The organism is Pseudomonas sp. FW305-96, from assembly GCF_058783825.1.
The window spans coordinates 83577-108390 of the sequence record NZ_JBYSYW010000019.1; the positions used below are offsets into that span (position 1 = coordinate 83577).

The 24814-nt window shown below is 63.2% G+C and carries 16 protein-coding genes; 5 read left to right on the forward strand and 11 right to left on the reverse strand.

Annotated features, from left to right (window positions below):
* Nucleotides 1–169: 169 nt before the first annotated feature.
* Entirely contained in the window at nt 170–1678 is a 1509-nt protein-coding gene (locus AC3WL2_RS15875) for a glycosyltransferase family 39 protein (protein WP_102685175.1), read from the forward strand.
* A gap of 13 nt (nt 1679–1691) precedes the next feature.
* On the opposite strand, the gene AC3WL2_RS15880 is transcribed toward AC3WL2_RS15875, so the two are convergent.
* Complete coding sequence (locus AC3WL2_RS15880; protein WP_102685176.1) at nt 1692–3302, reverse strand: FMN-binding glutamate synthase family protein; 1611 nt, start codon at nt 3300–3302, stop codon at nt 1692–1694.
* 181 nt (nt 3303–3483) lie between these two features.
* Between AC3WL2_RS15880 and AC3WL2_RS15885 the strand changes: the two genes are divergently transcribed.
* Complete coding sequence (locus tag AC3WL2_RS15885) at nt 3484–3741, forward strand: type B 50S ribosomal protein L31 (RefSeq protein ID WP_102685177.1); 258 nt, start codon at nt 3484–3486, stop codon at nt 3739–3741.
* Nucleotides 3742–3752: 11 nt separating this feature from the next.
* On the opposite strand, the gene AC3WL2_RS15890 is transcribed toward AC3WL2_RS15885, so the two are convergent.
* Entirely contained in the window at nt 3753–8036 is a 4284-nt protein-coding gene (locus AC3WL2_RS15890; protein ID WP_102685178.1) for a DEAD/DEAH box helicase, read from the reverse strand.
* Between the two features lie 163 nt (nt 8037–8199).
* Between AC3WL2_RS15890 and AC3WL2_RS15895 the strand changes: the two genes are divergently transcribed.
* Complete coding sequence (locus AC3WL2_RS15895; protein ID WP_102685179.1) at nt 8200–8613, forward strand: NUDIX hydrolase; 414 nt, start codon at nt 8200–8202, stop codon at nt 8611–8613.
* Here the strand turns inward: AC3WL2_RS15895 and metR are convergent.
* Nucleotides 8597–9514 (reverse strand): transcriptional regulator MetR, encoded by a 918-nt coding sequence (gene metR / locus AC3WL2_RS15900; protein WP_102685180.1) that lies wholly within the window; start codon nt 9512–9514, stop codon nt 8597–8599. The two genes, AC3WL2_RS15895 and metR, sit on opposite strands and share 17 nt — an antisense overlap.
* A gap of 117 nt (nt 9515–9631) precedes the next feature.
* A complete protein-coding gene (locus AC3WL2_RS15905) occupies nt 9632–15022 on the reverse strand; it encodes a DUF6543 domain-containing protein (protein WP_146022611.1) in 5391 nt (1796 codons plus the stop codon).
* A 197-nt stretch (nt 15023–15219) separates the two neighbouring features.
* Between AC3WL2_RS15905 and AC3WL2_RS15910 the strand changes: the two genes are divergently transcribed.
* Entirely contained in the window at nt 15220–16209 is a 990-nt protein-coding gene (locus AC3WL2_RS15910; RefSeq protein ID WP_102685428.1) for an alpha/beta fold hydrolase, read from the forward strand.
* Nucleotides 16210–16226: 17 nt separating this feature from the next.
* Here AC3WL2_RS15910 and AC3WL2_RS15915 read toward each other — a convergent pair whose 3' ends face one another.
* The 7 genes from AC3WL2_RS15915 to AC3WL2_RS15945 form a co-directional block, all read right to left on the reverse strand.
* On the reverse strand, nt 16227–16562 hold the full coding sequence (locus AC3WL2_RS15915) for a GlpM family protein (protein ID WP_102685429.1): 336 nt from the start codon (nt 16560–16562) through the stop codon (nt 16227–16229).
* A 27-nt stretch (nt 16563–16589) separates the two neighbouring features.
* Nucleotides 16590–17918, reverse strand: a complete 1329-nt coding sequence (gene aauR, locus AC3WL2_RS15920; RefSeq protein WP_102685430.1) for a two-component response regulator AauR — start codon at nt 17916–17918, stop codon at nt 16590–16592.
* The gene (aauS, locus tag AC3WL2_RS15925; protein ID WP_102685431.1) at nt 17915–19819 is read right to left on the reverse strand and encodes a two-component sensor histidine kinase AauS; all 1905 of its coding nucleotides are present in this window, start codon (nt 19817–19819) and stop codon (nt 17915–17917) included. The genes aauR and aauS overlap by 4 nt, the downstream gene beginning before the upstream one ends.
* A gap of 68 nt (nt 19820–19887) precedes the next feature.
* A complete protein-coding gene (locus AC3WL2_RS15930; RefSeq protein WP_038706667.1) occupies nt 19888–20622 on the reverse strand; it encodes an amino acid ABC transporter ATP-binding protein in 735 nt (244 codons plus the stop codon).
* Nucleotides 20619–21290, reverse strand: coding sequence for an amino acid ABC transporter permease (locus AC3WL2_RS15935; RefSeq protein ID WP_023629013.1), 672 nt, complete (start codon nt 21288–21290; stop codon nt 20619–20621). Before AC3WL2_RS15935 ends, AC3WL2_RS15930 begins: the two co-directional genes overlap by 4 nt.
* Nucleotides 21291–22037: an amino acid ABC transporter permease gene (locus AC3WL2_RS15940; RefSeq protein ID WP_102685432.1), complete on the reverse strand. Its 747-nt coding sequence runs from the start codon at nt 22035–22037 to the stop codon at nt 21291–21293.
* Nucleotides 22038–22184: 147 nt separating this feature from the next.
* The gene (locus AC3WL2_RS15945; protein WP_102685433.1) at nt 22185–23102 is read right to left on the reverse strand and encodes a glutamate/aspartate ABC transporter substrate-binding protein; all 918 of its coding nucleotides are present in this window, start codon (nt 23100–23102) and stop codon (nt 22185–22187) included.
* 339 nt (nt 23103–23441) lie between these two features.
* Here AC3WL2_RS15945 and AC3WL2_RS15950 point away from each other — a divergent pair.
* On the forward strand, nt 23442–24814 hold a 1373-nt coding region (locus AC3WL2_RS15950; RefSeq protein WP_368731135.1), incomplete at its 3' end, for a dermonecrotic toxin domain-containing protein.

The following is a 24814-nucleotide window of genomic DNA, read 5'->3' on the forward strand; positions in this document are numbered from 1 at the left end:
GCATCGCCGGGCAGGCTGTGCGTCAACTGGCATTTTTACCAGCAGAATAGTTTCCAGGTCCTGGCTAAGGTATCGGTCACGCTAGGTATACCCAACCTGTAGCGGGCGTGACCTGATGCCCCAGGCATGGTCAGCCTGAGCGGGGCCTGAAAGCGGGCAAGGACGAACAATGACTGTTTCGCTACGTTGGCACGGTGCTGCAAAGATCTGTGTGGTGCTGGCGATTCTGCTGATAGGTACGGCGGTACGGCTGCATCAGCTTACGTTGCCGGTTATCTGGCTGGATGAAGCGTTCAGTGTGTTACTCAGCCGCTTGTCACCTGGGCAGATTCTGTTTCACACCGCCCGGGATGTTCACCCACCTTTCTATTATCTGATTCTGCACTACTGGATGCACTGGTTCGGCAGTGAACCACTGGCGGTGCGTAGTCTCAGCGTTTGCGCGGGCGTCGCTACGGTCGGTATCGGCATGCTGCTAACCCGGCAGTTGGCGTCTTGGCGGGCCTCGGTGATCGCCGGATTGCTGTTGGCGCTGTTTCCGATAGGGGTGCGTTACAGCCAGGAAGTGCGGATGTACGCGTTACTTGGCCTGCTGCTGCTAACGGCCCTGTACATGTTGTGGCAATGGGTAAGCAGGCAGAAGAACATCTACCTGGTGGCCTACTGCTTGTTAATGGTCGCCGCCATGTACACCCATTATTTTTCAGCGTTGTGTGCGTTGGCCAACTGGCTTTATCTGTCGTTGAGCAAGGACGCGCAGGGACGGACGCTCGTATTGTCCCGCGTATGGTGGCTGGGACATTTGCTGATGGTCATTGCTTATCTGCCCTGGCTGCCGGTGTTGTATCAGCAACTGGGACATCGCGAGCTGGTAGGTTGGATCGTCAATTACCCCACCTCGGTAATCAGCATTCCGCAATCGTTCTGGAGAGCTTTCACCCTCAGTGTCGTCACTCGATACTCCGATGTTTTCAGCGTCGTGCTGGCGTTTTTCATTGTTCTGGCTTCGCTGCGTGTCCTGCGCCGTGTCGTGGCGCCCGGTCAGCCGAGTGTCCTGCTGCTCAGTTACTGCTTTGTCCCCATTTTCGTGCTGTGGCTGGCCTCGTATGTGATGCCGCTGTACATCAATCGCTATCTGTTTTTCGCCTTTTTGGGGCTGCCCCTGGTCATGGCTATCGCCATGGACATCGGGCCCAAGCCAATAGTGTCGTTGGCGCTTGTGGGGTGTCTGTTCGTTGAGTTCGTCGGGTTGGCCAATCTGTACAATTACCAGGCCAAGCCAGGCGGCGATCTGGGCGCCATCATGGCTCAGGTGAATGAGCGGTGGCGCCCTGGTGATGCAGTGATGGGGGACCGTAAAAGGGCTTATTTGTCTATCGATTACTACAACGCTACGGGGCAGCCCACTTTTTTCTTCACCCCTGTTGAACCCGATCCAAGCGGGCAGGCCGCAACGACGTTCGGTACGTTGACGTTGTTCTATCAACGTTCAAATGAGCTTTACATCGCCAAGCCACAGGATCTGCTACACCACTTCAAGCGCCTTTGGCTGATTACCCAGCCTGGGGCTGTGAATACGACACAGTTGCCGATTGATGAGTGGGTGAAAACGGATGAGATCGTCGAAGGTTCGTTCAGGGCACTGCTGTTCGTAGCGCCTGAACGAGCCAATCGCTAACCATTAAGCGGCGTCAGGCTGCTTGTGGTTCGAAACTGTCGGCCCGCGCCATCTGCCACATCCGCGAATAGAACTGTCCGTTGACCTCGCCGGTGAGCAACTCCCCCGGTTTGAGGAACACATGCATCTGCGAGAACAGCTTGATCTCGGTAGCCGAGATGCGCCGCACCAGGTGCTTGGCCTCCAGTTGCGCGGGGTGCTCCAGCCCCGCGGCGGCGAGCATTTCGGCCAGGGCGCGCAGGGTGTTGTGATGGAAGTTGAACACCCGCTGGGCCTTGTCCGGCACCACCAATGCGCGCTGGCGCAGGGCGTCCTGGGTGGCCACGCCGGTCGGGCATTTGTTGGTGTGGCAGCTTTGCGACTGGATGCAGCCGATGGCGAACATGAAGCCGCGCGCCGAGTTGGCCCAGTCGGCGCCGATGGCCAGCACGCTGGCGATGTCGAACGCGCTGACGATCTTGCCGCTGGCGCCGAGCTTGATCTTGTCGCGCAGGTTCAGGCCCACCAGGGTGTTGTGCACGAACAGCAGGCCTTCGCGCAGCGGCACGCCGATATGGTCGGTGAACTCCACCGGGGCGGCGCCGGTGCCGCCTTCCTTGCCGTCGACGACGATGAAGTCGGGCAGGATGCCGGTTTCCAGCATGGCCTTGGCAATGCCCATGAACTCCCACGGGTGGCCGAGGCAGAACTTGAAGCCCACCGGCTTGCCACAGGACAGTTCACGCAACTGGGCGATGAACTGCATCATTTCGACCGGCGTGGAAAAGGCGCTGTGACGCGACGGCGAAATGCAGTCCTCACCCATGAGGATGCCGCGGGTCTCGGCGATCTCCTGGGTCACCTTGTGCTTGGGCAGGATGCCGCCGTGGCCGGGCTTGGCGCCCTGGCTCATCTTGATCTCGATCATCCGTACCTGCGGGCTCTGCGCCTGGGCAGCGAAGCGCTCGGGGTCGAAACGGCCATCCGCGGTGCGGCAGCCGAAGTAGCCACTGCCCAGCTCCCAGACCAGGTCGCCGCCGTGTTCGCGGTGGTAGGGGCTGATGCTGCCTTCGCCGGTGTCGTGGTGGAAGTTGCCCAGCTTGGCGCCCTGGTTCAGGGCCCGGATGGCGTTGGCGCTGAGCGAGCCGAAGCTCATGGCCGAGATGTTGAAGATCGACGCGGAGTACGGCTGGGTGCATTGCGGGCCGCCGACCACGACGCGAAAGGCGGCCGGGTCGGCCAGCGGCGCGGGGCGCATGGAATGGCCGATGAACTCGAAGCCCGACTCGTACACATCGATCAAGGTACCGAAGGGTTTGTCCGAGGCCTCGTTCTTGGCCCGGGCATACACCAGCGAGCGCTGGGCCCGGGAGAAGGGCAGCGCATCGCTGTCGGACTCCAGCAGGTACTGGCGGATCTCCGGGCGGATGCCCTCGACCAGGTAGCGGATATTGCCGAGGATCGGATAGTTGCGGCGTACCGCGTGGCGCTGCTGCAGCAGGTCGAACACGCCGATCAGGCTCAGTACGCCGGTGGTCAGGGCGAACGGCCACAGCCAGTCGTGGGCGAGGAAGGGCAGGCTGGCGAAGGTGAACAGCACGCAGGCGGCGAAGAAGGCGTAACGGCTGAGAAGTGACAGGCTCATACGGGGTCCTTGCGGATGGCTCGGTCAGGCTCAGGGGCCTGGGCAAAGGCCGACCATAGCCCGGTTGGGCGGCGTTTTGCCAGCGTACCGGGCGGCACAAAAATGAAAATTCGGGTATCGAAAATCATTCGCGTTATGATATGTTATAAAGTATCTAATGTGCTTCCCAGGAGATTGCGTCATGAAAGCTGGCATTCATCCCGATTATCGCCCGGTGCTGTTCCACGACACGGCTGCCGATGTGTACTTCCTGATCGGCTCTACGGTGAATACCGACCGCACCCAGGTGCACAGCGATGGCCAGACCTACCCCTACGTCGCGCTGGATGTGTCCAGCGCTTCGCATCCGGTGTACACCGGGCAGCAGCGCAAGACCACGGTGGAAGGGCGGGTGGCCGGGTTCAACAAGCGCTTCGCCGGTTTTCAGGCCAAGGGCTGAACCGCCGCTCCCTAGGTTGCTGCATCGCGCAACAGAAGCTGGTGCCAATGGTCCTGTTCGCTGGCCGATGCTTCGACCGCAAACAGGTACTTCCCTGCCACGCGACTGGCGACTGGCACCCCATCGCGGTACAGCAGCCGATTGCCCGCCACTGCCGGCACTTTCGTTCCCGGCAACAGTGTGCCGACCAGGTTAAGGGGATCGCAGCCGCTGACCACCACCAGTTCCCCGCCCAGCGCGCGGTTGCGCACCTGGCGCAGCAATCCTACCGCTTCGGGCAGGGCGAACTGCTCGCCCGCCAGCCCGGCAATGAAGCGCCCCCCGCGGATCTCGCCTCGTGCCTCGAGACGCTGATAGCAGCGCAGCAGTGCGCGCCAAGCGGGCAGCACATCGCTCTCGCGCTCCAGCAGGCGCCAGCACACCACGCCATAGCGGCGCAGCAGGCTGCGGGCCACATGTTCCAGGCGCTGGTCGCTGTCGACCGTGGTGGCCGAGCGGCGCAGCAAGGCCCAGCGCCCGGCATGGACCATGCTGCTCGACAGCGCAGGGTGCCCGCGCCGGCTGGTGCGCGGTCTGCGCCTGGCCGCTGGGCTGATGAGGCTGCGCAGGCCGCTGAAACCGTCGGCGCTGGCCAGGCCCGAGCCCACCAGTTCCTGCAGCGCCGACTCTAGCTCGCTGGGCAACAGGCGGGCTTCATGGACCAGTTCGTCGAAGAACAGCGCGCCTTGCTCCTGCAAGGCTTGCAGGACTCGCTGCGCGCGGGCGCCCAGCTGTTCGAGGTCGGGCGCGGGGGTGAGGCTGCGCCACAACCCCAGGTGCTCGCGCGGCAGCAGCACCAGGGGCGTGCTGGCCAGGGTGCTGGCCGCCAGCGTCGCCGCCAGCCGACTCCAGGCCCACTGGCCGCTGCGACAGGCGTCATCGAGCCAGTGGGGGCTGTAGTCCTTGATCCGCGCCGGCAGCAGGTCGCTTTCCCAGGCCCCGGCGGCGGCGGGAAAGCCTTGCAACTGGGCGAGCACCTCGGGCACCGCCTGCGGCCCACGCAGGCGGGCTTCGCCGCTCACGTGCTGCCAGTCGAACAGGAAGCGCAGGTAGTCCTGCAGGCTGACCGGTTCGATCTCCTGGCGCAGGCGTTTGACCGTGTAGCGATGAATGCGCGCCAGCAGGTGCCGTTCGCACCATTGCAGGCGCGTCTGGCCGGGGCTGAAATGGCCACGCATCACGAGGCCCTGGCCCTCCAGGCGGGCCAGGGCCTGTTCGCAGTCGCCGGCCTTCAGCGCCAGAGGTGTCGCGATCTGCTCCAGCGTCATCGGGCCAAAGCCATCGAGGCGGCAGCGCAGCAGTTCCGTGAGGGCGGTATCGCTGTCGACGGGCACGTCATAGCCCGGCAATAGCGGCATGTCCGGTTCCAGGCGAGCATCCGGGTACAGCGTCAACAGGGCCTGCTGGCGCTCGCGGGCCAGCCACAGACGGTGTTCGCCCGTATCCAGCTGACAAGCCCGGCCCGCCTTGGCCAATTGCTGCAACAGGTCGCGCCAGGCGTCATTGGCATCTACTTCGTCCTCGGTCACGGCCCCCAGGCTCATCAGCGCCTCATGCATTTCGTCGGCGTTGCCGGCACGCGGCCAGGCTTCGGCCCGCACCGCGGCAATGGCGTCGGCGTCCAGCGCGCCCAGGTCGTCGGCGTTGTGCACGTCGCTCCAGCGTCGGTTGAGCACCGCCTGGGTGCGCCGTTCTTCCAGCGGCGCATCGTCGAGGAAGGTGTAGGGGCGGGCATTGAGAATCGCCGAGGCCAGCGGCGAGGGGGCTGGCAGGTCGCGGCTGAGCAGGTCTACTTCTCCGCGCTCCATGCGCCGCAGCAGCGCCAGCCAGCCTTCGCTGTCCATGGCCTCGTGCAGGCAGTCGTCGAGGGTCTGCTCGACCAATGGATGATCGGGGATCTGCCGCTCGCCGACGATGTTCTCCAGGCAGGCGAGCTGGTCGGGGAACACCGAGGCCACCAGGTCCTCGCTTTTCATGCGCTGGATCTGCGGCGCCACCTTGCGACCGCCCACGTAACGCGGCAGGGCCATGGCCACGGCGGCATTCCAGCGCCAGCGCACGCCGAACAGCGGGGCGTCGAGCAATGCCTGGATCAGGATCGCTTCGGCACTGCGGCTGTTCAGGTAGCGCCACACCTCGTCCAGGTCGAAACTGTGGCTGGTGGACAGTGACAGCACGATGGCGTCCTCGCTGGCCGCCGCCTGCAGTTCGAAGTTGAAGGTGCGGCAGAAGCGCTTGCGCAGGGCCAGCCCCCAGGCGCGGTTGATACGGCTGCCAAAGGGTGAGTGGATGATCAGTTGGGTACCGCCGGACTCGTCGAAAAAGCGCTCCATCACCAGTGTCTGCTGCGAGGGCAGGGCGCCGAGCACCTGCCAGGTGCGGCCGAGGTAGTCCAGCAGTTGGCTGGCGCAGGCTTCGTCCAGTTCATAAGTTGCCTGGAGCCAGGCCAGCACCTGTTTAGCGTCGCCGGCCTGCAATTGCTGGTCGATGCGCTGCTGCAGCCGGGCCACCGCGGCGGACAGCTCGTCGCTGCGCCCGGGCGCCTCGCCGAGCCAGAACGGGATGGTCGGCGGCAAGCCGTGGGCATCCTCGACCCGCACCCGCCCAGGCTCGACGCGCAGGATGCGGTACGATGCGTTGCCCAGCTGGAAGATATCGCCGGCAATGCTCTCGACGGCGAAATCCTCGTTAACGCTGCCGATGTTCAACGCCTGGGGTTCGAGCAGCACGGTGTAGTCAGCGGTTTCGGGGATGGTGCCGCCGCTGGTCAGCGCGGTCAGCTGGCTGCCGCGACGCCCACGCAGGGTGCCGTTCACCGCATCGCGGTGCAGGTAGGCGCCGCGCACCCCCTGGCGGCCGTTGTAGCCCTCGGCGAGCATGCGCAGCAAGGCCAGGTAATGGCTCTCGTCCAGCTCGGTATAAGGTGTGGCCTGGCGCAGCAGGTCGAACAAGGCGCGCTCGGCCCACGGCTGGTTGCTGACTTCGGCGACGATCTGCTGGGCCAGCACGTCCAGTGGCGCGTGGGGAATGTGCAGTGCGTCCAGCTCGCCCTGGCGCACGCAGTCGAGCAACGCCACGCATTCGATCAGGTCATCCCGCGAGGTGGGGAACAGGCGGCCTTTGGGGATGCCCTCGACCTGGTGGCCGGAGCGTCCGACCCGCTGCAGGAACGCGGCAATCGAGCCGGGCGAGGCGATCTGGCAGACCAGGTCGACATCGCCGATATCGATGCCCAGCTCCAGCGACGCGGTGGCCACCAGCACCTGCAGTTCGCCGGCCTTGAGCCGCTGCTCGGCAGCCAGGCGATGCTCCTTGGCCAGGCTGCCATGATGGGCGGCGACCGCGTCGTTGCCCAGGCGTTCACCCAGGTGGCGCGTCAGGCGCTCGGCCAGGCGTCGGGTGTTGACGAACACCAGCGTGGTGCGGTGCTCGCGGGCGAGGACCGCGAGGCGGTCGTGGACCAGGCTCCAGACATCGGTGGCCATCACCGCGCCCAGTGGCACGGGCGGCACTTCCAGAGCCAGGTCGCGTTTGCGGACATGGCCGATATCGACAATGGCGCAGGGCCGTTCGTGGCCAACTAGAAACTGCGCCACGCGCTCCACAGGCCGCTGGGTCGCTGACAGGCCGATACGTCTCAAAGGTCGGCCAGCGAGGGCTTGCAGGCGTTCCAGGGTCAGCGCCAGGTGGCAGCCACGCTTGTTGCCGGCCAGGGCGTGGATCTCGTCGACGATCACCGTGTGCACACTGGCCAGCCCCTGGCGGCCGGAGGCCGAGCCCATCAGCACATACAGTGATTCCGGCGTGGTCACCAGGATGTGCGGTGCCAGCTTGCGCATGGCGGCGCGGTCTTTCTGGGGAGTGTCGCCGGTGCGCACGGCGGTGGTGATGCGCGGGGCCTGGAGACCGAGCTGTGCGAACTGGTGGCTAATGCCCGTGAGCGGGGCGTCGAGGTTGAGGCGAATGTCATTGGACAGCGCCTTGAGCGGCGACACATAGACCACCTGGGTTTGCGCGGGTAGCGCGCCGCCGTGTTCCAACCCTTGGCGGAACAACTCGTCGAGCACCGCGAGGAAGGCGCTGAGGGTCTTGCCCGAGCCGGTCGGCGCGGCCAGCAGCATCGATTGGCCGGCATGGATCAGCGGCCAGGCGCCGGCCTGGGCCTCGGTGACCGTGGCAAAGCGCTGGCGGAACCAGGTGGCGACGGCGGGGTGGAACAGGTCGAGCACCGGGTGGAGCTGGGCGGGCAGGTTCATGGGTTGGTTATGGCGGGTAAGCAGAGGAATGACAAGGGGCCGTTCGTCTGCCTGTTCTGGCCCTGTCGAGTACTCGTGGGAGCAGCGGTTCGCCGCTGCGACTTGCCCCGCGACAGGGCCCTGTCAGGTATCCTGCGCAACCTCAGTAAACCGAGTGTCCAGCATGCCCAAGACCATTCGAATCGCCGCCGCCCTGCTCATCGACCCCCAAGGGCGGACGCTGCTGGTACGCAAGCGCGACACCCTGGCCTTCATGCAGCCGGGTGGCAAGATCGACCCGGGCGAGTCGCCGGCGCAGGCGCTGGTGCGTGAGCTGCACGAGGAACTGGGGTTGCATGTCGATCCCGCCCAGGCCATCCACCTGGGCCGCTTCAGCGCCCCGGCCGCCAACGAACCGGGATTTGAGGTCCAGGCCGAACTGTTCCGTGTCGAGTGCCGCGAGGCGGTGGCTCCGGCGGCGGAAATCGAAGAGGTCATCTGGCTGGCCCTCGACCAGACGAACACGCTGAACCTGGCGCCGCTGACCCGCGACCTGATCCTGCCGCTGTGGCGCGCAGGCCTCAACGCACCGCGCTGACCCCGTCGAGGGTGGCGAACGAGGTGTCCTTGGCGGTCAGCAGGAAGTCACGCATGTACGGCGCATCGAGCATGTCGGTGCGCACCGCTGCATAAAGCGTGGCAAACAACCCTTTGTCGCCCAGTCGCTTGCCCTTCACATAACCCCGCGAGCTGTACTCGTGCAGGGCCCAGTGCGGCATGCCGCATACGCCACGACCGCTGGCCACCAGTTGCATCATCATCACCGTCAGCTCCGAGGTGCGCACCGCGGCCGGCTCGATGTCGGCCGGCTCCAGGAAGCGGGTGAAGATGTCCAGGCGGTCGCGTTCCACCGGGTAGGTGATCAGGGTCTGGTCGAGCAGGTCCTCGGGCACGATGTAGGGCTTGCCGGACAACGGGTGCTGGTTGGCCACGGCGAGCATGGCTTCGTAGGTGAACAATGGCACGTAGGTGATGCCGGCCAGGTCCACCGGATCGGACGTCACCACCAGGTCGAGGTCGCCACGGGCCAGGGCCGGCAAGGGGGCGAAAGCAAAGCCCGAGGCCAGGTCCAGCTCCACTTCCGGCCAGGCGTCGCGGAACTGGTCGATGGTCGGCATCAGCCACTGGAAGCAGCTGTGGCACTCGATTGCCATGTGCAGGCGCCCGGCGGTGCCGCCGGCCAGGCGGGCGATATCACGCTCGGCGCCACGTAGCAGGGGCAGGGTGGCGTCGGCCAGTTGCAGCAGGCGCAGGCCGGCGCTGGTGAAGCGGATCGGCTTGGTCTTGCGCGCGAACAGGGGCAGGCCCAGGCGTTCCTCCAGTTCCTTGAACTGGTGGGAGAGCGCCGATTGCGTCAGGTGCAACCGTTCAGCGGCCTCCACCAGACTGTCAGCTTCGCGCAGGGCGTGAAGGGTTTTCAAGTGACGTATTTCCAGCACGGTGAAACTCCAACGATATTCGGGCGCAGACAGCTCAGAAATGTTGAGTTTCCCTCATGTTGATGGTGTCTGTCGATGTATGGCGCGAGGGGCCTGGGCCGGGCCCCTCGCGGTCGATCAGAACAATGCCGTGAAGTGCTTGCGAGCGATGACACGCGTCAGTTCACCGCGCCAGATCTGCTCGACGTGGCTGTTCTGCCATTCCCGCCCAAGGCGCCGTTGAGGGACGGTCTTCAAGTGCGCCTTGACGAAATCGTCGAAGGAGGGATTGGCCTTGTTGAAATGGAAGTGGGCATACCACAGTGGACGTGGCGGGATTTCACGGGTATCGAGTACCACGAACTCCTGCAGGAAGTCCCTGCGGCCCTCGCTGGTCTTGCGCAGCTCTACCAGTGCGCCCTCCCTCTCGATCCGGATCAGGCCCGCTTCGTGCAAATAATCAAGCTGCCCGCCATTCGGTTGGTGAGTACCCATGATGTAGCCGACGCGCAGTGCCTTGCCATGCCGCGTCGACTCTCGTGCCATGTCGCGCAACTGCTGTACCAGGCTGTCGTCATTTGCCTGCCCGGCGATTCGCGAGGCCAGGTTTTCCAGGTCGGTAGCCTTGAACTGCATGAGATCGTCTAGGCTCGCACCGTCCATGCCTTGGTTGGCGTACTGCTGCACCTTGCCTCGATACGCTTGCAGTTCGTCCAGCTGACGCCTGGCCTCGGCACGCAGCTCCTTCAGGGATACGGTACGGCCAACGCTGGGAGCGGTGTCCGGGTTGGTCAGGGTGAATTTTCCCGAGCGATCCTGAAGATAGATTTCGGTCCGCCCGTTGACCCCGGTGATGCGGTACACGTTGGGGCTATGCTGGTCTGGCTCACCGACAAGCAAGCGGTTGTCGATGGTCTCGAATACGCGGGGCTGGCGGGTACCCTTTTTGCTGGCCAGCGCTGCGGGCTTGGTTTTACTGAGCAGCAGCGCCTTGAAATGCGCTTCATAAGCTGTCAGTGACGATTCCAGGCGCTGCGCGGCAGCGGGGTCGATGTACGCCGCGTAGCTGCCCAGCCAGTATTTCAATTGATGACGAAAACGTTCGGAATGCTGTATCGACGCAGTCATGATAGTGGCACGTTGCGTGGCCGAGGCTTTTGTTTCGCCCAGCTGATGCAAGGCATACAGTGCGCGGTCCAGTGTTGTTCGCGGTTCTTTCATCAAGAATTGCAGGTGGATGCCGGTGCCGCTCATCGCCTGGCCCGGTTTGAGCAGCAGCGCCGTCAGTTGGCCGACAGCCATGTAGTTCAGGACGGGATCGCTGAAAGTCTTCAAGGTGCTGTCGATGGTTTCAAACAAATCCTTATGTTCGCCAATCTGCCGTACTTGCTTGCGCCAAGACCGAAGGTGGGCAACTTGCTCGCGGATATCATCCACAGCCGCCAGTGCATTTTGTCGGGCTAGGTTCATGCTGGCCCTCAGCGTGGACAATTGCTCGACGATGACCTGGAGCTGCCTCTCGTCAAGGTCCGACGAGAGTTCGGTGGATTTTTGCTGAAGACGTTGTTTGAGGCTCTCTATTTCATCCATCACGAGTGTGAGTTGGGTACGGCCTTCGCCGCTGAGGCGCTGACGACCATTGCAAATGAGTATGGCCAGGTCGTTCGCCTGATCCTGCGCCCTTTTGCGAATCCGCCCGGCGGCAACCTGCTGGAATGCTTCACAATCACGGTGAATGCGCTCTGCGTCGGCGATGGTGCTTTTCAGCGAAGCCTTCAGTGATGGGTCAAGCTTTCCCTGTTGTTCCAGAGCGCGCTTCATCTGCTGATTGAGCTCGTTGGCACGAGGTTGCAGTAACACTAGGTCGCGGCTAATGCTGTCGCGCAAGCGGTTGTGCTGGCGATATGCGTGGTCTCGCCACCAGCGTGGCAAGCGTTCGCGTATCGCCGCGGGCCAGAGTGGCTCGAGCGTATCGGCGACACGCCCAAGGGCTTGTCCGCCACCGACGCCTGCCCCCTGGCGGTGTACACCATAGAGCGCGAAGTGCGTATCCCAATGGCCGTGCTCGTCTTGCGCGATGGCGCGTTTCCACTTGTGGCGGGTGTTGCCATCCAGCTGCCAGGTGTGGGCGGTCGTGTCCCAGCTCACTTTGTAGGTTTGCTTGCCGACCAGGATGAAGTTGCCTTCGGTATGCCGATAGATGCCTCGATACTTGCCATGGGGGGCCGGTTGAAGTCCCTCCAGCAACAGTGGCTGCTCATACTCCAGCCCGGTGAAGCGGTCGAGGCTGCGTTGGGGCGATGAATCCTGGCGCAGGTGTACGGTCCCTTCACCCTGTCCACGGATACGACGCATCCTGGCCGCTCGACGCAGGGACGCGGTATTGAGGCCAATACCGACACCGAGAGCGTCCATTGCGACATCGACCAGCGAGACGATCAAGTCGTTGATAGCTTGCAGGACGTCACTGGACGAGCCTTTGGAAAGTGCTTTCACCACCTCGGTGGCACTGACGAATGCGTCGTAGGCGCTGATCGGCAGCCCCAGGAACGGGATCGCCCCCAGGGCGATCTTGAACCCTATCAGCACGCCAGCGCTCTGCCCGGCCAAATGCTCGAAGAACAGGTCCAGGTTGGAGCGCGACGTCGCGCGATGTTCCATCACCAGGCGCCCTCGATGGGCCTCGAGCAGGTGGGCGGCCAGTGAGGTGGTGGCGGGCCAGGCGGTACCTACACCTATCATGCGGTCGAAATGGCGAATGCGCGCTTCGCGCAGCCGTGTGCGATGGGCGCCAGGGTTTCCGATAAGTGCCCGGCTGACGAGGTAGTCGTCGCGCTCATCGAACAGCGCCAGCCGCGCCTGTTCGAGACTGTCGTACTGGCGCAGCCCGCGGGTCGGGTGATCGGGACGATAGAGCAAGGTGACCTTGCTGGCTCGGTCCTCGATGAACGTCACCCCCGACAGTGTCGTGGGTTGTTCGTCGGTATCCTTGCCGCCAGCCGTCAGCTGGGCGGGCAACAATTGAATGTCATGGCCGACGGCCTGGAAGGCCGATCGGCTGTCGGCATCGATTGCCACGCCAAGGATCGCGTGGCCGACGCTATCCAAGTCCCCTCGCTGGTGATACAGCAGGTTTTGCAACTTCAGCATCAAACGGTGAGGAGCTATCAGGCATTCTCGGCGATAGGCATGGGCATATTCTGACTCAGTGGGGTCGCTGAAGACGGCATGGAGCGCCGATTCGTAGCGCCCGGCAAGGTCCAGGCGGCGTGCCAGGTCGTGCAAGTAGGCGCGATCAAGGCCTTTCTCGATGGCCTGCCCTGGCGGCTGCCCATCGGCGCGCTTGGGTTTGACGAAATTCAGGCGTTCCAGCAGGGTGCTGTCGATGTTTTGCAACAGCAGGCTTTCCAGCGTGACCTCCTCGGTCTCAAGGCTTGCGGTCAGCACTGGCCGGGTCGGTGTTCCTGGAGCGCCACTGCCGACGACCGGATGATTGCGCCAGCTTGTCGATAGCGGGAGTTGCAGAAGAATCCGGCCACCGTCGAAACCATCGAAATCCTGTATCAGGGTTTTCGACACCCATTTCTGGCAGAACGCCTCGCGCTCCGGCAGGTCGCGATCCATCAGCGCCTGGCTGTCGCGCAAGGCTGCCAAGTAGTCATTGGCCATGGTCTTGAAAGAGGTGCGCACCTCTTCGGTCATCTTGGCGAAGGCGGTGGGTGAGCTGCCTAACCTGCTTGTAAGCTGTTGCTCCTCTTTCAGGTGGGAGAGCGCCGCCTCCCGCGTGCCCTGCCAGGAGACCTGCAGGTGTTGGCCCAGGGTCTGTCTTGCCTGCGGTAGTTCAGCGGCCGCGGCGTCGAGCCCTTTCTCGTTCTGCAGTGTCTGCCAGGCTTGGCGCGCATGCGTCAGTTGCGTGTCGAGTGCGTAGGCAAGGCTGTCGCCGACGATAGGCTCGAAGCGAAGCGACAGCTCTGTGCCATGTTGGAACAGATAACGAGCGAGTACGCCCTGGTCGTTGCACTGCAACAGCCCTCCGTGCCCACCGAGCCAGTAAATGGCGAAGGGTTGGCGGGTATCGGGAGTGTCCAGGAGCGTGCGCCTGGCGATGACAACAACGTCGTGCAGCACCTGTTCGCGAGGGCTGCCCGACGGGGTACTTGGGGCCGAGCGCAATACGGGTGAAGCCGTCAGCGCGCTGTCGTCCTGCGGGTTGAACAGTGATTCAACCAACGCGAGTACGTCAGGCGCCAGTTCGCCCAGCAACCGTTTCATTCGGGCATGGGCCAGCAGGGCTTGGCCGTGAGCCGCCAACAAAGCGGGTGGGGCTGTGACCGGGCGAGCGTCGGAGTGCCATTTCGCCGAGGCCAGGATGGCCTCTATCTGGGGCTGGGCGGCCCCACGCGCCTTGAGCAGAACACCTTGTTGGCGCTGGTATTCCTCAAGGTCTTGCTGGGAAAGCTCTGCCAACTTTTCCAGTTGTAGAGCGACCAACTGCACGCGCCTTGACCATTGTGCCTCAATGCCACAGGGGGCCAGCTCGAACAGTGAGTGGTCGCAGGGATCGTCGTCCTCTGCGGATTCAAGGGCAAACGGCATGGCGAAAACCGTTGGATGGCGCCAGTCGCTATACAGTTGATCAGCCAGCGCCAATGCTGTGGCTGCGTTGCCAAGGCTTTCGCCGGGGTCGTGGTCGAGCGTTGCCAGCAGGCGGCTCTCCAGATTATCGAAGAGGGTATCGAAACCTTTGTCGATCGAGTCCAGTGCGTTGTAGGTGGTATGCCCGAGCTTGGACTCCAGAGCCTGGCGTGACACGTGGTAACTGAGGGTTTCGCTGTTACCGGGGGAGTAGACGGTCAGCGCCGCTTCGCCTTCGATGCTGAAGATCAGCGCTCCTGGCTCGCAGGCGGGTGTTTCGATAAACAGTTGGCGATGATCGATCCGCAGCCACTGCGGATTGTCCATGGCACCTAGCACTGGACGGAGCGCCGCCGCCGAGGGATCAATGGCGAACGCGATATCGACGGTGGACTCGAAATGGCGTCGGTACTGTGCGCGTGCCTGTTCCTTTCGACTCATGGGCGTTCCCGCAGCCCGTTCCCCCCAGTAGCGGCTCCAGCACTGCCGAACGAGGCTGGGGAGATTCAGAGTTGCCAGATGTGCCACTAATTTGCTGGGTGGCCGGGGCAGCGCTCCAAGGTTGCCGGTGATGCGTGCGCAACGGTCAATCGTGGGATGTGTGGCGTGATGTCGGGCCCAGGCAGTCAACGCAACGAGATTGATACTTTGTGGTTGCTGCGCACTTTCAAGCACCAGGTCGACTTGCCCGGGGGCGATGGACAGTGTTTCTTTCAACCAAGTGCCAATGATCTGGCGAACGCCGGGCGCCTGGCGCAGCAGTGTATCGAATGTCCGTCGCTGGTCTTCGCACGCTTTACGTGCTCGATGAACAACCGGGACGTCCGGCGGCACGGCGTCCAGTGGCAGGGGCTTAAGGGCAAAGGGAGGGAGGGGGCGTGTCAGCTCGTGCATCGGTCGATCCTTCTTGAGAGTTGCCGGATACGGCAACGCCATTGAAGGAAAGGGGGGCGCTTGCTGGGTCGTAGTTAATTATCGTATCTCGCCATTCGGCAGGATTCATCAAACTGTCACTGTTTTGTGGCAGCGCGCTGGCAAGAGATTCATCAGACTCGCGCTCAATTGGGGATCTGCATTCTGGTGTTTCTTTCATGCGGGCGTTTTTATTTTTCTTCTTTTTACTGGTCGTGCCGGCGAGCTTTGCCGAGAGCCGTTGTGACGTCCATGTGCCTGTGCAACGGGCCGAGCTGGGTGAGTTGAGCCTGGTCTACCAGAGTGTCGGTGCGCCCCGCGATCCTGTGCTTCTGTTGGTGATGGGCCTGGGCGGGCAATTGATCCACTGGCCGGATGATGTGGTCGAGGCCTTGTGTCGCCAGGGCTTTCGGGTGATCCGCTACGACAACCGCGATGTCGGCCTGTCGCGCTGGAACCAAATGCCGGCTTCGGCGAGCCTGACCCTCGAATTGCTGCGCTACAAGCTGGGGTTGCCGGTTTCTGCACCCTACAGCCTGTCGGACATGGCCAATGATGGCGTGCGCCTCATGGATGCGCTCGAGGTTCGCCAGTTTCACGTGCTGGGGGTGAGCATGGGCGGCATGATCGCCCAGCATATAGCCGCGATGGCGCCGCAGCGGGTACGCAGCCTGACACTGGTTATGTCCAGTTCGGGCGCCGTTGGCCTGCCAGCCCCGGCCCCGGCCCTGGTACAACTGCTGGCGCGGCGCAGTGCACCGAGTCGTGAGGTGGCCATCGAGCAGCAAGCCGACTTGCTGGCGGCGTTAGGCAGCCCCGAGGTCCATGATGACCGCGCTGCCCTGATCGAGCAGGCCGCCTTGGCCTATGACCGGGCGTTCAATCCGGAAGGTGTGAAACGCCAGATCATGGCGATCCTCGCCGAACCCAGCAGGGTCGAGTTGCTGAACCAACTGCGGGTGCCGACATTGGTGGTGCATGGAACGGCCGACCCGTTGTTGCCGGTGATGCATGGGGTGCATCTGGCGGCGCACATCCAGGGTAGCCAGTTGCGGCTGATTCCGGGGCTGGCGCACCGGTTCCAGGAGCCGTTCAAGGCGCCGCTGCTGGGGGCGGTACTGCCTTACCTGCAGTCGAACCGGCAGGATACGCATATCGCCGGGCTTTAGAGCGAATCACGATGGCTTCAGTGCATCCGCACCCACAGGGTCACCAGCACGGTGGCCGCCACCAGCCAGGCCACCGTGGCCAAGGCCAGCGAGGCCTCCAGGCGCATGCGCTCGACCAGCAGGTACAGCGTGGCCAGGTACACGAAATAGGGAATGATCGACCACATCCCGAACAGGATGGTGGTCTTCAGGTCCGCCAGTGAGCGGCCCTTGCCGACGATGTAGTGGGCAATCAGGGCGAAGGTGGGGAACAGCGGCACCAGTCCGGCGATGTAGTAGTTACGGGTTTTCGACAGAATCGCCAGGAGCACCACCACGCCGGCGCCAAGGCCCGCTTTGAATACCAAGTCCACGTTGTCTTTCCAGGTTCGGGTTGCAGGTCAGCCGAGGCCGTATTTCTTCACTTTGTCGAACAGCGTGGTCTTGGCCATGCCCAGCTCCTGGCTGGCCTGGCTGAGGTTGCCGCCTGTGCGTTGCAGAGCATCGCTGAGCAGGTTGCGCTCGAATGCCTCCACCGCTTCGGCGAAGCCAAGCCCCTGGCTGGCGCCAGCACTGGTGCCCTTCTTGAATGCGGGCAGGCCCAGGGCATGGCGCTCGGCGACGTTGCGCAACTCGCGCACGTTGCCTGGCCAGTCATGGGCCATGAGCTGCGACAGGGTCTGGCTGTCGAGGGTCGGTGCTTCGCGGTCGAAGCGTAAGGCCGACTGCTGCAGGAAGTGTTCGAACAGCTGCAGGATGTCTTCGCGCCGCTCGCGCAGCGGTGGCAGCTCGAGGGTGACGACGTTGAGGCGGTAGTACAGGTCGCTGCGGAACTGGCCGCTCTGGCCCAGGGTGGCGAGGTCGGCCTTGGTCGCGGCGATCACCCGGCAGTCCACCGGGATGCTCTGGTTCGAGCCCAGGCGCTCAAGGGTGCGCTCCTGCAGCACGCGCAGCAGCTTGATCTGCAGGTTGATCGGCATGCTCTCGACCTCGTCGAGGAACAGTGTCCCCCCGTTGGCGTGCTCGATCTTGCCGATGCGGCGCTTGCCCGCGCCAGTGAAGGCGTTGGCTTCGTGGCCGAAGATCTCGCTTTCAAACAGGTTCTCCGGCAGGCCGCCGCAGTTCAACGCCACGAAGGGTTGGCCCTGGCGTCGGCTGAAGTCGTGCAGGCAACGGGCGACCAGTTCCTTGCCGGTGCCGGTTTCACCTTCGATCAGCACGTTGGCCGAGGTGTCGCCGACGTTGGCGATCAGCTCGCGCAGATGTTCCATGGCCGGCGAGCGGCCGATGATGCGACCTTCCAGGCTGCTCTGTTCGGCCAGCTGGCGGCGCAGCGCGAACACCTCGCGGGACAGCCCGCGTTGCTCCAGGGCGCGGCGCACCACATCGACCAGGCGCTCCGGCGAGAAGGGCTTTTCCATGAAATCGTAGGCGCCGTTGCGCATGGCGCCGACGGCCATTTCGATATCGCCGTGGCCGGTGATCAGCACCACCGGCAGGCTGCGGTCGCGGGCCTTGAGGCGGTTTAGCAGCTCCAGGCCATCGATGCCCGGCAGGCGGATATCGCTGACGACGATGCCGGCGAAGTCGTCGCCGATGCGCTCGAGGGCCTGTTCGGCGCTGCCGACGCCTTCACAGGCGATATCTTCCAGGGCCAGCGCCTGCTGGCAGCCGAGCAGCACGTGCGGGTCGTCTTCGACGATCAGGACGGTGAGAGGTGCTTGATTCATAGAGGCTCAGCCAATTCGCTAGGGGGCGTGACCAGGGGCAGGGCAAGGACGAACGCGGTGCCGCCACCGCTGGGGTGTTCGACGCTCAGTGTACCCTTGGCCGCGGTGGCAAGGCTTGCCGACAAGGTCAGGCCCAGGCCCAGGCCATGCTCGCCCGGTTTGGTGGTGAAGAAGGGTTCGAACAGGTGCTTGCGCGCCTCGGCGTCGATGCCGTGGCCATTGTCGAGCACCCGCAGGCGGTACTTGTCGCCCTGTGTTTCGCCTTCGAGCCACAGTTGCGGCAAGGGCTGGGTGGCCATGGCGTCGAGGGCGTTGCCGATCAGGTTGACCAGGATCTGTTCCAGGCGGGTCTGGTCGATGGCCAGCAGCGGGTCGTCGAACTGGCGGTGCAGTTGCAGGTGGCAGGCACTGATGCGGTTGGCCAGCACCTGTAACGTGGCTTCCACGGCCTTTTCCAACGAGGCCTGGCCGCTGTCGTCGCCGCGTCGGGCAAACGAGCGCAGGCTGGCGGTGATACGGCCCATGCGATCGATCAGGTCGTTCATGGTGCGCAGGTTGGTGCTGGCGGTTTCCAGCGCGCCACGCTCGAGGAAGCGTACCGTGTTGCCGGACAGGGTGCGCAACGCCGCCAGCGGCTGGTTGAGTTCGTGGGCGATGCTGGTGGACATCTGGCCGATGGCCGCCAGCTTGCCGGCCTGGACCAGCTCGTCCTGGGCGTGGCGCAAGGTCTGCTCGGCATGGCGGCGCTCACGGATCTGGCCCTTGAGGCGTTCGTTGCTGGCGCGCAGGTCGGCAGTGCGCTCGGTGATCTTGCGCTCCAGCTGGCTGTTGGCCTCTTCCAGTGCCTCGCGGGCCGCCAGGCGGGTGGCGATCACCTTGCGTCGCTCATTCCAGGCGATGGCCAGGATCGCCAGCAGGGCGAAAGCCACCCCGACCAGGATGCCCTGCACCATCGACTCGCGGCGCAGGTCCTGCAGGGGGGTGAGCAGGGTGAAGTGCCAGGGCGTGTCGGCCAGGCGGCGGGTCTGGGCCAGGTAGGAGACGTCGCGCTGCTTGCCGTGCTCGGTCTCGCTGTTGGCCGGAAAGGTCAGCTTCTCCACGCCATCGGCGAGGGTTTCCCGGGCCAGCGGCTGCAGCTCGTTGAGCGGCCACCAGTAGTACTGCAGGCTGCGCGCCAGGCGCTCCTTGATCTGTGGGTTAAGCGGGCGCACCGATTTCAAGCGCCGGGACGGGTCGCTGGAAAGGATGATGATGCCGTTCTCGTCGCTGACAAAAGCCTCCAGGCGGGCACGCTGCCAGCGCTCCTCGAGGGTGTCGAGGCGCACCTTGATCACGGCCACGCCGATGATCTTGCCGTGCTCCTCCAGGCCGTGGGCCAGATAGTAGCCGGCCTCGCCGGTGGTGCTGCCGATACCGTAGAACCGCCCGGGTTCGCCGCGCACGGCGACCTGGAAGTAGGCGCGGAATGCCAGGTCCTCGCCGAGGAAAGAGTCGGCGTCGCGCCAGTTGCTGGTGGCCTGGACCCGGCCATTGGTATCGAGGACGAAGATCGCCCGGCTGCGGCTGCGCCGGTTCAGACCTTCGAGGTATTCGTTGACGGCCTGGCGGTCACCGGCATCGGGGTCGGTGAGCAGGCGCGAAACACTGTCTTCCAGCTCGAGCAGGCTGGGCAGGTAGGTGTACTTGCTGATTTCGCTTTCGACGGTGCGCGCATGCAGCTCAAGCTGGCGCTCGCCGTTTTCACTGAGCGTGCGGATACCGTTGCTTTCGCTGATCAGGAAGCCAGCCATCCCTAAACCGACCATCAACAGGATGACCAGGGGGGGGACGAGCAATTGGCGAATCAGGCGGGTTTTCACGGTGGGCTGGGCGGGGCGAAGGAGCGAAGGGTCGCATTTCATCACAGTGGCCTTGTCACGACCAGCTTCCGCTGCCCGGCAGGTGGCCGGGCAGCGTCACTGTGGCCGACTTAGTGTTGCAGGATCTTGCTGAGGAAGTGCTGGGTACGCTCGTGGCGGCCTTCGGGGTTGCCGAAGAAGTCTTCCTTCTGGCAGTCCTCGATGATGTTGCCCTTGTCCATGAAGATCACCCGATTGGCGACCTTGCGGGCGAAGCCCATCTCGTGGGTCACGCACATCATGGTCATGCCTTCGTGGGCCAGTTCGACCATCACGTCCAGCACTTCGTTGACCATTTCCGGGTCCAGTGCCGAGGTCGGTTCGTCGAACAGCATGACGATCGGGTCCATCGACAGGGCGCGGGCGATCGCCACGCGCTGCTGCTGGCCGCCGGACAGCTGGCCGGGGTGTTTCTTGGCGTGGGCGCCGAGGCCGACGCGGTCGAGCAGGGCAAGGCCCTTTTTGGTGGCTTCCGCCTCACTACGACCGAGCACCTTGCGCTGGGCGATGGTCAGGTTCTCGGTGATCGACAGGTGCGGGAACAGCTCGAAGTGCTGGAACACCATGCCCACCCGCGAGCGCAGCTTGGGTAGGTTGGTCTTCGGGTCTGCGATGGAGGTGCCGTCGACCACGATGTCGCCCTTCTGGAACGGTTCAAGGGCGTTGACGCACTTGATCAGCGTCGACTTGCCCGAGCCGGACGGGCCGCACACAACCACCACTTCACCTTTCTTGACCTCGGTGCTGCAGTCGGTCAGTACCTGGAAGTCCCCGTACCACTTGTTGACGTTCTTGATGGAAATCATACGGCGATCCTTTTTTGCAGGCGCTTGACCAGCCAGGAAGCGGAGAAGCTGATGAGGAAGTAGACGACACCGGCGAAGATCAGGAACTCGTGGGAGCGCCCGATGATGTCGCCGTTGGCGCGGGCCGAGTTGAGGAAGTCGATCAGGCCGACGGTGTAGACCAGCGAGGTGTCCTGGAACAGGATGATGCTCTGTTGCAGCAGCAGCGGGGTCATCTTGCGAAACGCCTGGGGCAGGATGATCAGGCGCATGCACTGGCCGTAGCTCATGCCCAGCGCTTGCGCGGCGCCCATCTGGCCCTTGGAGATCGACTGCACGCCGGCACGCACGATTTCGCAGAAGTACGCCGCCTCGAACATCATGAACGCCACCACGCAAGAGGTGAACGCGCCCACGGGGGTGTCTTCACCGGTAATCCAGCGCAGCACGAAAGGCACCGCCAGGTAGAACCAGGTGATCACCAGCAGCAGCGGGATGGAGCGGAAGTAGTTGACGTAGGCGCCGGCGACGTTGGCCAGCAGCTTGCTCGACGACAGCCGCATCAGGGCCAGGACGGTACCCAGGGCGATACCGCCAACCACGCCCATGACCATAAGTTGCAGGGTCAGCAGCATGCCGTCCCACAGAGCGGGCAGCGCGGGGATGATTTCGCTGAAATCCATTTCCATTTACTTGCCCCCCACGGAAATCAGGCCAGGCACGGCGACTTTCTTCTCGACCATGCGCATGAGCAGCATCAGGCCCATGTTCAGGGTGAAGTAGATCAGCGTGGCCAGGGTGAATGCCTCGAACAGGTTGGCGGAAAACTCGGCGGTCTGCTTGGTCTGCGCCAGCAGCTCCATCAGGCCGATCAGCGAGGCCACCGAGGAGTTCTTGAATACGTTCAGGAATTCCGAAGTGAGCGGCGGAATGATGATCCGGTAGGCCTGGGGCAGCAGCACGTTCATGTAGATCTGCGGCAGGCTGAAGCCCATCGCGCGCCCGGCCGACTCCTGGCCGCGGGGCAGCGCCTGGATGCCGGTACGCACCTGCTCGCAGACACGGGCGGCGGTGAACAGGCCCAGGCAGATGACCACGCTGATCAGCGCCGAGGTGGTCGGGTTGAGGTCCTGCTTGAACCACTCCTGCAAGCCTTCGGGCAGCAGGTCCGGCACCAGGAAGTACCAGATGAACAGCTGCACCAGCAGCGGCACATTGCGGAATAGCTCGACGTAGGCGGTGGCGATCCCTGACACCAGACGATTGGGTACGGTACGCATCACGCCGAGCAGCGAGCCCAGCAGCAAGGCGATGATCCAGGCGGTGATGGCGATGGCGATGGTCCAGCCCAGGCCGGTGATGTACCAGTCCAGATAGGTTTCGCTGCCCACGCCGGTGGACTTGAAGAACACGCCCCAGTCCCAGTTGTAATTCATCGGGATTTCCCCTCAGACGGTTGTTTCACGGGCACCTCGATACATCCGGGGGCGTTCGACGCCCTCGGATGTAAAGGTTAGACACTAACTAAGTGGCCTGTCGGATGGATTCGCGCGGATGCGCTTCAGGCCACTATTTGCCGGAGATCAGGACTTCTTCTCGTCCGCTGCCTTGTCGGTCGGCTCGGCGATCAGCTTCTTCAGCTCGTCGCTCATCGGGAACTGCAGGTTCAGGCCCTTGGGCGGAATTGGCTGCTGGAACCACTTGTCGTAGCTCTTGTTGACTTCACCCGACTTGAAGTAGGCGACGATGGCTTCGTCGACCGCTTTCTTGAACGCAGCATCCTCCTTGCGCACCATGCAGCCGTAGATTTCGTACGACTGTGGCGTGCCGGTGATGACCCAGTCGCCAGGCTTTTTGGCCTTGGCCATTTCACCGGCCAGCAGGGCGTCGTCCATCATGAAGGCCACGGCGCGGCCGCCTTCGAGCATGTTGAAGGCTTCGCCGTGGTCCTTGGCGGAGATCACGTTCATCTTCATCTGCTTGTCGGCGTTCATCGCCTTGAGGATGCGCTCGGAGGTGGTCCCGGCGGTGGTCACCACGTTCTTGCCGGCGAGGTCCTGGAAGTCTTTATAGGAAGGCTCGCCATTCTTGACCTTGGTCAGCAGGCGGGTGCCGACTTCGAAGATGCCCACCGAGAAGCCGACCTGCTGCTGGCGTTCGACGTTGTTGGTGGTGGAGCCGCACTCAAGGTCCACGGTGCCGTTCTGCACCAGCGGGATGCGGGTTTGCGAGGTTACCAGGTTGTACTTGACCTTGATGTCGGTGCCCAGTTGCTTTTTCAGGGCTTCGACGACGGCCAGCTGGATGTCGTGGGAGTAACCGACCGGTGTGGTGCTGCCGGCCAGGTAGGAGAACGGAATGGAAGAGTCACGGTGGCCCAGGGTGATGGTGCCCGAATCCTTGATCTTCTTCAGAGTACCGGTCAGCTCTTCAGCCATGACCGGCGATGCGATGACTGCAGCCGCGATGGCGGCGCCCAGCAATTGACGAACGATACGCATCAAATTTTCCTCGACGTGTTTGTTTTTTTTATGGAGCCGTTGGCGGACTCTTTCGTTCAACGAATACAGCATGAAGCGGTGTGCATTCGGCTTCCAAGTGTAGAGCATGACTCGTGCCAAGCTCTGCCAATGATCATAACCCCCCGCAAAGCCTCGGCATGAACCCTATATGAAGGTTTTTCCGGTTTAACTTGTGGTCGGAACACCGAATGCGTGGGGTTTTTTCGTTCGGCAATCCGAATGAGGTCCGCCCGCTAGCCCTGTGCGTCAGCTTTAAGTAACACCTTGGCATGAACGGCAAATGTTGAGCTTGCTGCCTCATCATCAGGAGCTCATATCGTGTCCGTCATTCCCATCCCCTCCGACTCCGTCGATGCCTTCATTGCCCGCCAGCTTGCAGATTGGTTGAAAGGCGCCAATGTCGACCTTCTTCTGACATTGCACAGGGCGCTGCGTCATCAGCAGGCTGCTGCGGAAAATGTAAGAAACGCCTTGGCAGGCATTCCCAGCCTGGAGGCATTTGCCACGCCGCTGCTGGAGCAGGCATTGCGTGACCAGGGCCTGGCCGATGTCAATGTACGCACCATGCAGGTGTGCATCGAGCAAGATGTGCCGATGCCCAGCGCCGCGCCGCGCCTGCATACGCCCTGGAGAACCCTGCACAGCGTGCAACCCTTGCTGACAGCGGCGCTGCACAACTTTCACGAGAGTGAGACATCGCCGTCACTGCATCGGCGAGCGTATCTGCAAGACGCTGACAAGGTGAGACTGCCAATGGCGTTCGAGGCGTTTGCCCGGTGCTGCAGAACGCTGGATATCGGTGGGCAGTATCAGCAGCTGCTGCGTGCGCAACTGTTTCCGAAGAGCAGGCCTACGGCGCCGATGGATTTCGCTCGTGTGGCGGTGGAGCGCATGCTGGAAGAGAGTCTGCGTGCCAAGCTTGACGTTGCGGTGCGCATGGCAAGAATCAAGTTCGAGTTGGACGAAGGCGACTACCTGCGCTTGTTGTCTGTCATTGCAAGCAAACCCATCGTACCGGCGGTGCCCGGTATCGTCACACCTCGCCAGTTGTTCCTGTTGGGCAAGCGTATCCATGGGCTCGTCACTCTGGAGCTGCGCGAGAGCGCCGAGGGGCCGCTGGAGGGGATCATCTGCTGGGTACCGCAGGACCCGCATCGCCCGGTGGCCAAACACGCCTCGTGGGATGCCCTCTATCTGTCGTTGGCCAAAAAGCTCCGCGCGCCTCACTACCGATCCTTTTTCAGCCGCTTCATCAGTGAGCGTGACCGGCCGACCTTTACCGCCACCCTGGAGCGCCTGATCGAAGCCAGCAGCGTGCGAGCACCCGCTGTTCTGGATGGGCGTAACTTCGCCATCGAAACGCCGCTGTTCGCCTATCTGCGTGGCTTGCAGGTGGACAAGATGCTTGATGATGCAAGAATTCTTGCGGTACCTACTGCTGACGAAACCGCCATCGAACGCCATCAGTGGCTGGAAGCGCTCAAGAGCGCGGGGCTTGATGCGCTCAACCTGGCTGCACTGTTCATTCCGGTTCTGGGGGAGGTGATGTTCGCCGTGGCTGCGCTGGACGTGGTCAGCGAAGTCTACAAAGGCTATACCGATTGGCAGATTGGCGACCGCCAAGGGGCTCTGGACCACCTGTTTGGCGTGGCCGAGAACGTTGCTGTCGGAGCCCTGGTGGGTGTCGGGGT